The following is a 13,130-nucleotide window of genomic DNA, read 5'->3' on the forward strand; positions in this document are numbered from 1 at the left end:
CTAAAATAAGAGCGGAGATTATAGCATAAAGATTTTGGGAATCTTATAAATATTTTTTTATTTTGGTTACAATAAAAACTTTTTAACAAATTTTAGTAGTTGCTGTGGAGGCGATGAGGCAAGTTAAGGAGTCAAAGAGTGCATGGTAAGATTTTAAGGTATTCTAGCCAAACAAAAAATGGTGTCATTATTAATGCGAACAAAAAGATTTACGAATTGCGTGAAAAACATTGGCATGACCAACGTATGATGCCTATTGCGGGTATGCTTGTGGAGTTTCGGCTTGATGATGATGGCAATGATAGGGTAACAAGCTGTAAGGCTTCAAAATACCAGAGTTTCCCAGAGGGTGGCTTGATACGAGAGATTGATTTTTGGCGCACAAATACAGATGATGAGCTTAAAAGCAAAGAAATAGACGCAAAAGCTGCGATTGCAAAGCAGATTTTCACAGAGACAAATTACCTTAAGCTTAATAGCATACAAATAAGCACACCTATCCCTGAAACGATTAAAAGCTATTTTCAAGATGAATTTAATGCCCTTAATTCTCTTAGCGGTATGGAAGATGGGAATGAAGACCCACAAAAAAAGATTAGTTATATTGTGATTAAGCCTTATTTGCAAAAGGCGATTGATTATCTTATCTTTAATGATAGGCATATTACGATTGATAATTTTACCGATGACTTGGCGGTATTAAAGAAGCTTGAATATTCCTATAGGCATTTTCAGGCAAATACAAATCTCACTCCAGATAAAATTTATTCAGAATGTTTCCTTGATGCGCAGTACCATTATAAAGGCGTGCTAAGAGCGATTGATACTTTTAATGAAAAGAAGCTCTCTTTGCAAAATAAAATCCGCGTGGGCTCTATGGAGCTACGTTCTATCCAGTCTAAGATTGATGCCAAAAAGGGCGACCCAAAGCTTTTAGAAGAACGTAAGGTAAAGACAAAGGCTATTATCGCCAAAGCAGAATCTGATATTAAAATCATTAATGCCACTATTGATAGGCTTAAGGCATTAGCAGATAATTTTAAGAAAGAAAATCTTGTGAAATTTGAAGGCGTGTTTAAAAAAAATGTATGAGCTTTTAATCAATAAAACAAAAGACGCTATGGATGTATGTGCTACACATATTGATAATAAGCTATGGAAGCTTGGTATGTCTTCTGTTGCGATTAAAAATGTATTTTTCAAACATAATATCAATAGCCCATTTTGTGCGATGACATTTTTAGGGAATCACACAAAAATGCTTGATAAAGGCAAATTGCGTGAAAATGAGTATGCTATATATCAATACTATCATCGCTATATTGCCAAAAACACAAAAGATTTTTTGATTTTTACAGATAATCCAACTTTTGGCTTGGAGCTTAAGATTAAAATTATGTCAGCAAGCAAGTTTTATAATGTAGTGATTTTCCATAAGGAAATTGAATATTTTAGTGCGGTTAATCGCCAGACTTTTGAGCTTATCTATATTGATTCAGAATTGCGCTTTAATACGCCCGCTTCAATCATCAAGGCAGGTAAGGAATCAAAACGGAATAAAAATACAAATTTTGCTATTTTGTCTTTGGCGCAAATTAAGACCTTTGAGTTTAAATGAAACTTTTATCCTTACAAGATGTAAGCAAGCAATATGACCATAAAGTGATTTTAAATCACATTTCCCTCCATATCTCTCAACAAGAGAGAATCGCCCTTATTGGTCAAAATGGCTCGGGCAAATCTACTCTTTTAGGCATTATGTTAGGGGAGTTACAAAGTGATAGCGGGCAACGTATAGGGGTGAGAAATTTAAAGATTCTCTCTCTTCCCCAAAAACCTCTTTTTAACCCCAATGCAAGTGTGAAAGACGTGCTTATAGAAAGTATGGGTGAAATTAGGATTGCGCATAATCGTTTAGAATCCTTGCATGAGGACATGGCTAAAGATTGTGTGAGTAAAGAAATTATTGAGGAATATGAACGTTTGAGTGCCTATCTCACCGCATATAAAGTTTGGGATTTGGAGGCATTGGTTGAAGAGATTTTAGTGCATTTTGAGCTTGGTGCATTTGAGCATAGATTGGTAAATTCCTTAAGTGGTGGGGAGCAGAAGCGAGTGGCTTTAGCAAGTCTGCTTTTGCAGCCTTGTGATATTTTATTACTTGATGAGCCTACCAATCACCTTGATGTGCAAATGGTGCAATTTTTAGAAAACTTTATTGTAAGGGCGAATGTTACTTTAGTGTTTATTAGCCATGATAGGTATTTTATTGATAATGTCGCAACGCGCATTGTAGAGCTAGATAATGGCTTATTAACTAGCTTTGATGGTGGCTATAAAGACTATCTGAGTAAAAAGGCGGAGATTCTAAGAAATATGGATAAAGCGCACCAAAAGCTTCTTAAGATTCTTAAAACAGAAGAAGAATGGCTAAGACGCGGTGTGAAAGCACGGACTAAGCGAAATGAAGGGCGGAAAAAGAGAATCTTAGCTATGCGTGAGGAGTCTAGGGCAAATCCAGCTTTAATACGCAAAATGCGCCTTGAGCTAGAGCGAGAGCAAAAAGCTTTTAATCAAACACAAAGTAGCAATAATCAAAAATGCCTTTTTGAGATTGAGCATTTATCTAAAAGCATAGGTGAGAAATGCCTAATAAGGGATTTTAGCTTAAGAATCTTATCGCGTGAGAAGATTGCTATTGTCGGGCACAATGGCTCAGGGAAAACGAGTTTGCTTAAAATGCTTTTAGGAGAGCAAAAGCCAGATTCGGGGGTGATTAAAGTGGGCGATATAAGCATAGGGTATTTTGACCAGCATACAACCATGCTTAAAGATGATAAAGACTTATTGCAAACTTTTTGCCCCAATGGGGGAGAGCATATCAATGTAAGGGGCAAACATTTGCATGTATATGGGTATTTGAAAAATTTTCTCTTCCCAAAAGCATTGCTTTTTCAAAAAGTGGGTTCTCTTAGTGGTGGAGAGAAAACTAGAGTAGCCTTGGCTTTGCTTTTCACAAAGGAAGTTGATGTGCTCCTCCTTGATGAGCCTACTAATGATTTGGATATACAAACAATTAATATTATTGAGGAGTATCTTTTAAGCCTTGGTTGTGCGGTGATTTTTGTAAGCCATGATCGATATTTTGTAGATAAAATCGCGCAAAAACTCCTTATTTTTGAAGGAAATGGCGTAATAAGCCAGAGCTATCTCTCTTATAGCGAATATTTAGATATTGCTAAAGATTTAGCATATATGAGTGATTTTGAAAACACACAAAAAAGAGAAGAACACCACAATATGGCAGCCCTAAGTGATATGCCTAAAAAAGCAAATAAAAAGCTAAGCTACCATGAGAGAAGAGCGCTAGATTCCCTCCCTTGCGAGATAGAAAGCTTAGAGCAGAGGCAAAAAGCCCTCCAAGCACTATTAAGTAATCCTAAAGAATATCAAAAGCAGGATATAAAAGCCCTAGCACAAGAATTGCAAAGTTTAGAATCTGAGCTAGAAGAGAAAATCACGCAGTATTTATTGCTTGAGGAGAAAAGTGAGGCTTTAAGCCATAAAGCGACATAAAGCAAAGGGTTTGTTATAAAACTTTTGTTACAATCAAAGGCTATTTTGAGAAACCACTATTTTACAATATGAATGGAGGGTATCCTAGAATGAAAGAATCAAAATATATTTGGAAAGATGGCAAGCTTGTGCCTTGGGCAGAGGCGACAACGCATATCCTTAGCCATACTTTGCACTATGGCAATGCCGTATTTGAGGGCACAAGAGCCTACATGACAAAAAAAGGCTTGGCTATTTTCCGCTTAAAAGACCATACAAGAAGACTTTTAGATTCTGCCAAGATTGTATGTATTAAATGCCCTTATACACAAGAAGAGTTAGAGTGCGCACAAGTAGAGCTTTTGAGGGCAAATAAAGATGAATATAAAAGTAATGTATATATTCGCCCTATTATTTATTTAGGCTATGGTGTTATGGGTGTAGCTCATATGGCTGCTCCTGTGAATGTAGCTATTGCCTCATGGGAATGGGGTGCGTATCTTGGTGAAGAGGGTATGAATAATGGCATTAAGGTAAAGATAAGCTCTTTTGTACGCAACCCCGTAAAAGCCACTATGGGTAAAGCAAAGGCAGCTGCAAATTACCTTAACTCACAAATGGCAAAGCATGAGGCAATCTCTTGTGGTTGCGATGAGGCATTATTACTTGATGATAATGGCTTTGTGGCTGAGGGCACGGGGGAGTGCTTTTTTATCGTTCGTAATGGCAAGCTTATTACACCATCTTATGATAATACTTTAGAATCTATCACGCAAGCCACGATTATGGAGCTTGCTAGAGATATGGGTATTCCCATAGAGCAGCGTCGCATTACGCGTGATGAGGTGTATATTGCTGATGAAGCGTTTTTCACAGGTACGGCAGCAGAAGTTACACCCGTGCGCGAGCTTGATTCTCGTATTATTGGCAATGGTAAGGCTGGAGAAATGACAAAGGCATTGCAGAGTGCATTTTTTAAGCTTGTGAATGGAGAAAATCCCAAATACGCACATTATTTAACTTATATTGATTAAGGAGATACAATGCCTATTGATTTAAATGAGCATTTAAAGAAAAAACGTGCCCAAATTGATGAAAAAGCTTCATTAGAGCAGAAAAACAACAATCAAGGGGGTGGCAATAATCGTCCCAATAACAATAGGAATAATAGAGGCAATAATGGCTTTAATATGGAATCTTTCCCAATGCCTTCTATGCCTAGCGGTAAGACCTTAGGCGTGCTTATTGTTATTATATTGTTTATTGTGATTTTTATTGCTGCGCGTCCTTTTGTGATTGTGAATGCTGGGGAAGTGGGTATTAAGGTAACTACAGGGAAATATGACCCTAAGCCGCTTGATCCGGGATTACATTTCTTTGTGCCTATTATTCAAGATGTGATTATTGTAGATACAAAGGTGAGGACTATTAACTTCTCACGCATTGAGGATATGGGTAATATCGGACGTGAGCAAAGCATTTTACGCAATGATGCTATTAATGTGATGGATACAAGCGGTATGACTATTTCTATAGAGCTTACCGTGCAATATCAGTTAGAGCGTGAGAAAGTTCCTGCTACGATTGCTGAATATGGCACAGCATGGGAGCAAAAAATCATTAATCCCGTTATTCGTGATGTCGTGCGGAGTGCGGTTGGGAATTACCCCACAGAGGAGCTACCCACTAAAAGAGACGAGGTAGCAAATCTTATTTATACAGGCTTTAAAAGCAAGCTTGATGCAACGCCCAATCAACCAGTAAAGCTTGTATCTATCCAATTGCGCGAGATTGTGTTGCCAGAGCAGGTAAAAACGCGTATTGAGGGTGTTGAGCTTGCCAAAAGAGATGCCCAAAAAGCAAAAGAAGAAGCAAATGCCTTGCGTGAGAGGGCAAAGGGTAAGGCTGATGCGCTAGAGATTGAGGCAAAAGGGCAAAGTGAAGCTAATCGCCTTGTGAATGAAAGCCTCTCACAACGTTTGCTTGAATTACGTCAGATTGAAACGCAAGGTAAATTTAATGAAGCCTTAAAAGAAAATGCGAATGCACAAATTTTCTTAACCCCCGGCGGGGCAGTGCCAAATATTTGGGTAGATTCTAAAAGCAAGCAAAAAAGTGCAGTCATAGGGCAATAATTTATGCAAGATGTGCTGAGTGCGATTGATTGGGCAAAGAATGGGCTTATCCCCACTATCGCCCAAGACCAAGAGAGTAAGCAGGTGCTAATGCTTGCCTACTCTTCAAAAGAATCACTTCAACTTAGCCTACAAACACATATAGCTCACTACTTTTCTCGCTCCAAACAGAGAATCTGGCAAAAAGGCGAGCAAAGCGGACATACACAGCATATTAAAGAAGTATTTTTAGATTGCGATAATGATAGTCTTGTGTTTATGGTGGAGCAAGTCGGCGTGGCGTGCCATACCGGAGAGAAAAGTTGCTTTTTTAAGCAAATTTCACTTACAGATAATACACTTACAGATAGTCCGCCATTAAAGCATGGCATATATCATATCCTTGATGAGCTTTATCATACTATACAATCTCGCAAGGGAGGGGATATTAGCCATAGCTATAGTGCCTTGCTTTTAGCAAAGGGAGTAAATACTATAGGGAAGAAAATTATCGAAGAAGCAGGAGAATTATGCTTTGCGCTTAAAGACAATGAGCAAAAAGCCATTATTTATGAATGTGCAGATTTGCTTTACCATATGCTTGTAGGCTTAGCTTTAGCAAATATCTCTCCTGAACTTATCTTGCAAGAATTGCAAAGACGCACTCATCAAAGCGGCATAGAAGAGAAAGCCTCCCGTACCTCACCTTAGGGCATATAAGATGATTGAGGATTTTAAAGCACTTCTTATACAAATGCTTTCATATATTTCTTTATATGAGCTTGCCCTGCTTTTAGCACTTTTTTTTGTGTTTATTATGATTTTTACACTTGGCTTACTTTTAAGGGGGAGGAGATTTATCGCTGAAATATTCTTTTTTCTCTCTGCTGGGGTGATTTGTGCTGCACCCTTTGTCTTGCATTTTGTTATGAAAAATGTTTTTTATACCACTGAGGTTAATATTACAAGTGCGCATGCTATGCAATACACAAAAGGATTTTTTGTATCAGGTGAGATTACCCATAAGGGTAAAATCCCTATTAGTCAATGCTATGTAGCGGTTAATGAGGTGCGCGATGAGAGCGGGAGTAAGATTATGAATGTGATAAACTCCATTTTCCCTAAAAGCTCTTCAGGGACATTTTTTAATGCCCAGATTGCCCCCGGAGGGCAGCATGAGTTTGCTATTATTGTGCCACATTTTGAGGGAAAAGAACCATTTTTATATAGAATCTACATTGATTGCTATTTATCAAATCAATTTGCACACAAAATACAAGATAAACATATTACCCACTAACTTTAGCCACTAACTTTAGCCACTAGCACTACGTTAGTCTATAAAAGATAGGCTCTATCTACTTGTGCTAAGATATTTTGAGATATTTTAATATCTTGTGATATTTGCTGTTTTAAGAGAGCTAAGTCATTAAATTTTTGATTATCGCGTATTTTGTGGATAAAGTATATACGTGCTTGTATAGATTGTATTTGAGGGATGGCTTTATTAAGGATATGGGTTTCAATACTAAAATGTCTATCTGTGCTTAGGCGATGCCCTATAAATGACACACTTGGCATAAGCTCTCCCTCAAGCTCTGTAAAGCTTGCATATACGCCATCTTGTGGGAGTACATAGCCTTGTGTTTGTATGTTGATGGTTGGATAGAGTGCTTTTGAGCCAAGATTCTGCCCTGTGATGATTGAACCTTGCACATGGTAGTATCGCCCGAGCATATCCTTTGCATTATCCATATCTCCATGATGTATAAATTCGCGAATTAAACTTGAATGAACGCCCATTCCATGAATGCAAAATTCTGGCATAATAATAATCTTTTTATCAAATAAATGTGCCAAATCGCTTGCATTAAAAGCCCTATCTTTACCAAAGGCAAAATCATATCCCACGACTAACACCTCTAATAATGGGAATTTTTCCTTAAGTATTTGCATAAAATACTCCCCACTCCATTGCATAATCTCTTGAAACGCAATAGAAATAATAGGAAATGGACTATAGGGTTCTTTGTTAGGAGTGAGGGCTGGGTTTTGGCTTTGTATGCATAAAAGCACACTTTGGTTTGGAAGATACTCAAATAACGCCTTATGCGCTAAGTGCATACCATCAAATTTGCCTAATGCTAAGCCTTGTATATGCTCATCGCTTGACATAGATAAAAAACTCTTCATTTCCTTCCTTTCCTAAAAGTGCGCTTTTTTGAGTGTGTATGATGTGAAAATCATTTTGCACATATTGGCAAAACTTCTCTAATGCCTTTAGTCCTAGATTCTTATCTTTAAGCACGCCTTTTTTGTCTCTTTTGGCATTTTTGCCCACTTCAAATTGTGGCTTAAAAAGCCAGATGTATTCCCTGCTTTGAAGTGCCTTAAAACTCTCTAATAATTTGTAGAGCGAGATAAAGCTTACATCACACACGACAAGATCAAAGATTCTATCATCTTTAAAGTCCCTTATATCGCACTCTTCAAATACTTCTACACGCTTATCATCGCGGATATGGGCATGAAGTTGGTTTTTGCCTACGTCAATACACACCACTTGCAATACATTGTGGCTTAAAAGCACTTGAGTGAATCCCCCAGTGCTTGAGCCAATATCACATACCCTTTTGTGAGTTAAATAGCCCTTTGCCCATATTTGCCTCTCTTCTAGTGTATCAATAAAGCTCCTAAGCTTATAACCCGCCCTCCCAAGGAGTAAGTGCTGTGTGTCAATTTGTATTGTATCATCATCTTTTAAGAGGGTGGCATTTTTATAAATCACTTTACCATTGAGCTTAACGCAACCTAGCGCGATAGCCTCTTGTGCCTTTGTGCGAGAAGAGAGGAGTGCAGTGCAGTATTGATCGAGTCGTTGCATTATTTTGTGAGATTGCTTTTTGCTTTTGCATAGCCAAAATCAAAGCTCATATCGCCTATACCTTTGATATGGGCTAGCAATTTTAAACTATCCCTACCCCTTGCTCCCATGTGAGCAAAACTCACTTTATAGACATCATTATAGATAATATCTGGTGCAAATTGTGCGAGCTCTTCTTTACTTAGCTTGATAATAGCATTTGCTTGAGTGCTTTTGTAGGTATTGCTTAATGTAAAGCTAAAGAGATTAGGGCTTAGTGTCTCATCTTTTGCATATACTTCTACTAAAAACACTTCTTCTTTGCCATTTTGCAATAATGTGCTATCAATTTCATTGACATAGCGTACAATCATCAGCACACGAGTATGCTCATCTTGTAAAATTTGTGATTTGCGCATAGCTTGTATTTCGCGCTCTTTTTGTGTGTTTTCTTCTTTTGTGCCTTGAGTGGCTGAAGCTATATGTATGAAGTCTTTTGCATAAAAATCGCTACATCCTTGAACACAAATAATAAGCATTATCAAAAAATATATGAGAATATGCACGTCTGTCCTTGTATCACTTGTCTTGTATGTCTTGCATAGTAGGCTAGCTTATGCAATTTTAGCACAAAGTTGCTACAATACTTTATCTCATCATCAAAGGATTTTCATGCACACCCCTCGCCATCTTCTCCGCACAAGCGATCTGAGTATTTCTCAAATACAATCTATCCTCCTGCAAGCTCAAACATATAAAGATATGCGCCATAGAGAGAATCTTAAAAATAAAACCATTATTACCATTTTTTTTGAAAATTCCACGCGCACGCTTTCTAGCTTTGAGATTGCTGCTAAACGTCTAAGCGCTGATGTAGTGCGACTTGATGTGAGTAGAAGCTCTACGACAAAGGGGGAGAGTATGTCTGATACAGCAGCCAATCTCAATGCAATGAAGCCCAATGCCATTATTATCCGCCATAAAAATGCAGGGGCAGGATATTATCTAAAATCACAGGTGAGTTGCCCTATTATTAATGCTGGTGATGGCGCACATGCACACCCTACGCAAGCTATGCTTGATTTGCTTACATTAAAAGAGCACTTTGGCGATAGTTTTAGTAATCTAAAAGGCAAAAAAATTGCCATTATTGGTGATATTAAAAACTCACGTGTAGCAAATAGCAATATAGAGCTACTTACGCGCTTTGGTTTAGAAGTCATTTTAGTCGCGCCTCCGCATTTTCTCCCACCTACGACATTGCCTACCACTACACATTTGCGCGATATAGCCAAAGAAGTTGATGTTTTTATGAGTTTGCGCACACAAACAGAGAGGCATGATAAGCAAATTTATGGCTCGCTCAAAGACTATGCTGCACAATATTGCATTACTGCTGATATTTTAGGAGATAGAGATGTGGTTGTTTTACACCCCGGACCTGTGCATCGCAATATTGATATTGATGATGAAGTGCTAAGAGATCCGCGATGCAAGGTTTTAGAGCAGGTAACAAATGGTGTATGTGTGCGTATGGCAGTGTTAGAATTTTGCATTTGTGCTTAAAATATGAAAAGAGTAGTGTATATTAAGAAAAGATTCCGTTAAGAGAAAAATAAGTTTATAAAATTTAAAATACATATTGTATTTTTAAAAATACGTAAATTTTTATCAGAAAGGAAGAAAAATGAAAAAGTTAATATATGCAAATATAGCTTTTTGGGGTTTAAGTATGAGCCAAGTTGCAGCATTTGACTTTTCAGTAAGTGGCTCGGCAGAGACTTTTACGAAATGGGGGTTTAATAATGCAAGTCTCAATAAGGAAACGGGGGCAGCTCCTACCGATAGCTTTACGACTTTGTTTTCTCAAGTTAATCTTAATGCGCATTTGGGGGCTGGGTTTAAACTAGGCTTAGGAGGGGCGATCGGTGGATTAGCTTTTGATTCTACTCATAATGTAACCGATGGCTCTTTGGGACTTAGCCCGGTTATTAACTCATATTTTGGCGTTTCTTGGGATAAGGAGAGGGTGCAAAACTACATGGTGCAAAATGCCTTTTTAGAATACACGTTTGAAGATGTGCTTTATTTGAAGCTTGGGAGGTATCAGAGTGGAAAGGTAGGAGAGTATTTTAGCGGCTATAATCAAGGTGCGGAGGGGTATTTGCAATTTGGTGTATTCAAACTCTGGGGGTTTTTATCAAATCGTCGTGCTTTTGCTTATGATCAATGGTTTAATGACTATTTTCGCGTGCATGGCACGTATGATGGAGGAGCTACTCGCAATACTCATGCCTTAGGGATAGACTTAAATTTTGGTTATTTTAGTGTTTCTGGGTTTTCCTACTATGTGCCTGGTAAATTGAGTGCCCCGGGGCTAAGCCTTACTTTTGATAGTAATCCAAAGTTTGAGAATCAGGGCTTGCGTTCTATAACAAAAATTCGCACCATTTTCCCTATAGCCGCAAGTGGCTGGTGGGGAGAAGATAAAAGTGTGCGCCAAAATCAATTTAGGGGTATTGAGCACAGAAGTGCTACCTTATATATTGAGCAAAAATTTGAGTTAAATAACTTTCATTTCGGGGCAGGGTATTATCAAAATTTTGGTAATGCAAATGCGCTTATTGGGACTTGGGGTAGTCCGCTTAATCTTGATATATGGACTGCAAACGCCTATGATATTGGACCATCTCTTTCAGATATTGTGAGTAAAGATGCTATTACTGGGTTTCTTTTCGTGGGGGCAGATTATGGCAAGCTCACTTGGGAGATTCTTGCTAGAGGTACAAATAGCTCTAGAAGCGATGAGCTTAGCGTAGCGATTTTTAGCAACTATAAAATCCGCGATGATATAAGCATAGGGGGTAAGCTAGAATGGCTTAGTGATGCCACTAAAGCGGGCTATTATCCCTTGGCAGGGTATTATGGAGCAGCCTATAGTTTAGATAAAAAGCGCACCGATGATAGAAGTCATCTCTTCTTTTATATCCGACATACTTTCTAATATTCGCGCTCTAGTATCACATTCTCATTTTGCACTCCTCTAAAAGGGGAGTGTTGAGTTAAGCCTTTAGTTTAATGCAATGCACTCTAGCAACTATAGGTAGTGAGAAATTCAAAAGGATGAGGTCGCCCCTCCCATGGCCAAATTTCTGTTTCAAACTTATAGGCTTTATAGGTTTGGATAAACTCTTCACTAAAGACTCCACCCTCTTTGAGATATGCTTTATCAACGAGCATTTCTTCAATGGCATGACGTAAGGTATGAGGGAGCTGTTTAATGCCCTTTTCACGGATTTCATCAAGCGTAAGCTCAAAGAGATTTATCTCCATAGGTGCCCCCGGATCAATCTTATGCTTAATGCCATCAAGTCCAGCAAGCAATAAACTTGCAAAGGCAAGATAAGGATTTGCCGAACTATCGGGGAATCTAAACTCCATACGTTTGGCTTTTTCTCCGCTGTTATAGGGGATTCTAATACTTGCACTTCTATTTTGCGCACTATAGGTTAGAATACTTGGTGCTTCAAAGCCCGGAATTAGACGTTTATAGGAGTTTGTGCTAGGATTGGTAAAGGCTGCGAGCGCACGCGCATGTTTAAGCACGCCGCCTAAGAAATGCAGAGCCATTTCGCTTAAACCTTGATAGGCATTGCCTGCAAAGAGATTTTTACCTCCCTTCCAAATACTAATATGCACATGCATACCGCTCCCATTATCCCCATAAAGTGGCTTTGGCATAAAAGTAGCACTCTTACCATTAAGGTGGGCTACCATTTTAACGACATATTTAAGCTTTTGCACATTATCTGCAGCTTCAAGCATATCCCCAAATTTTACACCGATTTCATTTTGTCCTTGTGCGACTTCATGGTGCAGCACAAAAGTCTCTAGCCCTACTTGATTAAGCACCTTTACCATTTCTGCGCGTAAATCAACCATAGAATCTACAGGAGGCACAGGGAAGTATCCACCCTTTGTGCCGGGGCGATGCCCCATATTCACGCCACCTTCAAATTCTCTAGCGCGATTCCATTCACCCTCTTCAGAATCTATCTCATAATATTGGCAATTCACAGAATCTTTAATCTTAATAGAATCAAAGACAAAAAATTCATTTTCTGGACCATAATATGCCACATCACCAATGCCGCTTTCTTTAAGATATTTCATAGCGCGTTTGATAATGCTTCGTGGGCATTTCTCATAAGGCTCATTTTTATAAATATCCCAAATATCACAAAATACCACAGCTGTAGTATCTGCACTAAAGGGGTCTATGAAGTATCGCACAGGCTCAGGGATAAGCATCATATCAGATTTATCGACAGGCTGCCATGCAGGGATAGAGCTACCATCAAATGGAATCCCCTCAAAGCTTTCTTCACTAATGGCACTTCTTGAGAAACTTACATGATGCCATATACCCTTAATATCGCTAAATCGAAAGTCGATAAATTCCACTTCATTCTCATCGCAAAATTTAAAAAACTCTGCCACAGCCTGCTTATCGATATGTATTTTACTCATCTCCACGCTCCACTTATTTATGTAAATGCTAGGATTATAACACAATGGCACTAAGCTTTATTAAATGC

General features: G+C 38.4%; 13 protein-coding genes. 9 read left to right on the forward strand and 4 right to left on the reverse strand.

All coding sequences use genetic code 11. The annotated features are described in order from the left end of the window. Positions 1-138 precede the first annotated feature (138 nt). The 7 genes from CQA63_RS10220 to CQA63_RS05245 all read left to right on the forward strand — a co-directional run bounded on the left by CQA63_RS10220 (position 139) and on the right by CQA63_RS05245 (position 6,969). Positions 139-1,092: a hypothetical protein gene (locus CQA63_RS10220; RefSeq protein ID WP_233706628.1), complete on the forward strand. Its 954-nt coding sequence runs from the start codon at positions 139-141 to the stop codon at positions 1,090-1,092. Continuing rightward, positions 1,085-1,618: a hypothetical protein gene (locus CQA63_RS10225; RefSeq protein WP_233706629.1), complete on the forward strand. Its 534-nt coding sequence runs from the start codon at positions 1,085-1,087 to the stop codon at positions 1,616-1,618. Before CQA63_RS10220 ends, CQA63_RS10225 begins: the two co-directional genes overlap by 8 nt. After that, positions 1,615-3,576, forward strand: a complete 1,962-nt coding sequence (locus tag CQA63_RS05225; protein ID WP_104700129.1) for an ABC-F family ATP-binding cassette domain-containing protein — start codon at positions 1,615-1,617, stop codon at positions 3,574-3,576. The genes CQA63_RS10225 and CQA63_RS05225 overlap by 4 nt, the downstream gene beginning before the upstream one ends. Positions 3,577-3,665: 89 nt before the next feature. Next, positions 3,666-4,589, forward strand: a complete 924-nt coding sequence (locus tag CQA63_RS05230; protein WP_104700130.1) for a branched-chain amino acid transaminase — start codon at positions 3,666-3,668, stop codon at positions 4,587-4,589. A 9-nt stretch (positions 4,590-4,598) separates the two neighbouring features. Next, positions 4,599-5,690: an SPFH domain-containing protein gene (locus tag CQA63_RS05235; RefSeq protein ID WP_104700131.1), complete on the forward strand. Its 1,092-nt coding sequence runs from the start codon at positions 4,599-4,601 to the stop codon at positions 5,688-5,690. 3 nt (positions 5,691-5,693) lie between these two features. Beyond that, positions 5,694-6,380: a bifunctional phosphoribosyl-AMP cyclohydrolase/phosphoribosyl-ATP diphosphatase HisIE gene (gene hisIE, locus CQA63_RS05240; RefSeq protein ID WP_104700132.1), complete on the forward strand. Its 687-nt coding sequence runs from the start codon at positions 5,694-5,696 to the stop codon at positions 6,378-6,380. Between the two features lie 10 nt (positions 6,381-6,390). Next, on the forward strand, positions 6,391-6,969 hold the full coding sequence (locus CQA63_RS05245; RefSeq protein ID WP_104700133.1) for a DUF2393 domain-containing protein: 579 nt from the start codon (positions 6,391-6,393) through the stop codon (positions 6,967-6,969). A gap of 38 nt (positions 6,970-7,007) precedes the next feature. On the opposite strand, the gene CQA63_RS05250 is transcribed toward CQA63_RS05245, so the two are convergent. The 3 genes from CQA63_RS05250 to CQA63_RS05260 are packed head-to-tail and all read right to left on the reverse strand — an operon-like array spanning position 7,008 to position 9,071. Continuing rightward, positions 7,008-7,862, reverse strand: a complete 855-nt coding sequence (locus CQA63_RS05250; protein ID WP_104700134.1) for a bifunctional riboflavin kinase/FAD synthetase — start codon at positions 7,860-7,862, stop codon at positions 7,008-7,010. After that, on the reverse strand, positions 7,831-8,553 hold the full coding sequence (gene tlyA / locus CQA63_RS05255) for a 23S rRNA (cytidine-2'-O)-methyltransferase TlyA (RefSeq protein ID WP_104700135.1): 723 nt from the start codon (positions 8,551-8,553) through the stop codon (positions 7,831-7,833). The genes CQA63_RS05250 and tlyA overlap by 32 nt, the downstream gene beginning before the upstream one ends. After that, positions 8,553-9,071 (reverse strand): hypothetical protein, encoded by a 519-nt coding sequence (locus CQA63_RS05260; RefSeq protein WP_104700171.1) that lies wholly within the window; start codon positions 9,069-9,071, stop codon positions 8,553-8,555. Before CQA63_RS05260 ends, tlyA begins: the two co-directional genes overlap by 1 nt. Before the next feature lie 133 nt (positions 9,072-9,204). Between CQA63_RS05260 and CQA63_RS05265 the strand changes: the two genes are divergently transcribed. Further along, the gene (locus CQA63_RS05265) at positions 9,205-10,098 is read left to right on the forward strand and encodes an aspartate carbamoyltransferase catalytic subunit (RefSeq protein ID WP_104700136.1); all 894 of its coding nucleotides are present in this window, start codon (positions 9,205-9,207) and stop codon (positions 10,096-10,098) included. A gap of 121 nt (positions 10,099-10,219) precedes the next feature. After that, positions 10,220-11,536 (forward strand): outer membrane family protein, encoded by a 1,317-nt coding sequence (locus CQA63_RS05270; RefSeq protein ID WP_104700137.1) that lies wholly within the window; start codon positions 10,220-10,222, stop codon positions 11,534-11,536. A gap of 86 nt (positions 11,537-11,622) precedes the next feature. Here the strand turns inward: CQA63_RS05270 and glnA are convergent, their stop codons facing one another. Continuing rightward, on the reverse strand, positions 11,623-13,062 hold the full coding sequence (gene glnA, locus CQA63_RS05275) for a type I glutamate--ammonia ligase (RefSeq protein WP_104700138.1): 1,440 nt from the start codon (positions 13,060-13,062) through the stop codon (positions 11,623-11,625). Positions 13,063-13,130: the final 68 nt, after the last annotated feature.

This window comes from Helicobacter marmotae (assembly GCF_003364255.1).
Lineage (GTDB): Bacteria > Campylobacterota > Campylobacteria > Campylobacterales > Helicobacteraceae > Helicobacter_C > Helicobacter_C marmotae.

Excerpts from the sequence above, each read along its gene's own strand:
- CQA63_RS10225 (WP_233706629.1), top strand. The coding sequence starts at position 1,085 with ATGTATGAGCTTTTAATCAATAAAACAAAAGACGCTATGGATGTATGT.
- CQA63_RS05245 (WP_104700133.1), top strand. The coding sequence starts at position 6,391 with ATGATTGAGGATTTTAAAGCACTTCTTATACAAATGCTTTCATATATT.
- CQA63_RS05225 (WP_104700129.1), top strand. The coding sequence starts at position 1,615 with ATGAAACTTTTATCCTTACAAGATGTAAGCAAGCAATATGACCATAAA.
- CQA63_RS05250 (WP_104700134.1), bottom strand. The coding sequence starts at position 7,862 with ATGAAGAGTTTTTTATCTATGTCAAGCGATGAGCATATACAAGGCTTA.
- hisIE (WP_104700132.1), top strand. The coding sequence starts at position 5,694 with ATGCAAGATGTGCTGAGTGCGATTGATTGGGCAAAGAATGGGCTTATC.
- tlyA (WP_104700135.1), bottom strand. The coding sequence starts at position 8,553 with ATGCAACGACTCGATCAATACTGCACTGCACTCCTCTCTTCTCGCACA.
- CQA63_RS05260 (WP_104700171.1), bottom strand. The coding sequence starts at position 9,071 with ATGCTTATTATTTGTGTTCAAGGATGTAGCGATTTTTATGCAAAAGAC.
- CQA63_RS05230 (WP_104700130.1), top strand. The coding sequence starts at position 3,666 with ATGAAAGAATCAAAATATATTTGGAAAGATGGCAAGCTTGTGCCTTGG.
- glnA (WP_104700138.1), bottom strand. The coding sequence starts at position 13,062 with ATGAGTAAAATACATATCGATAAGCAGGCTGTGGCAGAGTTTTTTAAA.
- CQA63_RS05265 (WP_104700136.1), top strand. The coding sequence starts at position 9,205 with ATGCACACCCCTCGCCATCTTCTCCGCACAAGCGATCTGAGTATTTCT.
- CQA63_RS05270 (WP_104700137.1), top strand. The coding sequence starts at position 10,220 with ATGAAAAAGTTAATATATGCAAATATAGCTTTTTGGGGTTTAAGTATG.
- CQA63_RS05235 (WP_104700131.1), top strand. The coding sequence starts at position 4,599 with ATGCCTATTGATTTAAATGAGCATTTAAAGAAAAAACGTGCCCAAATT.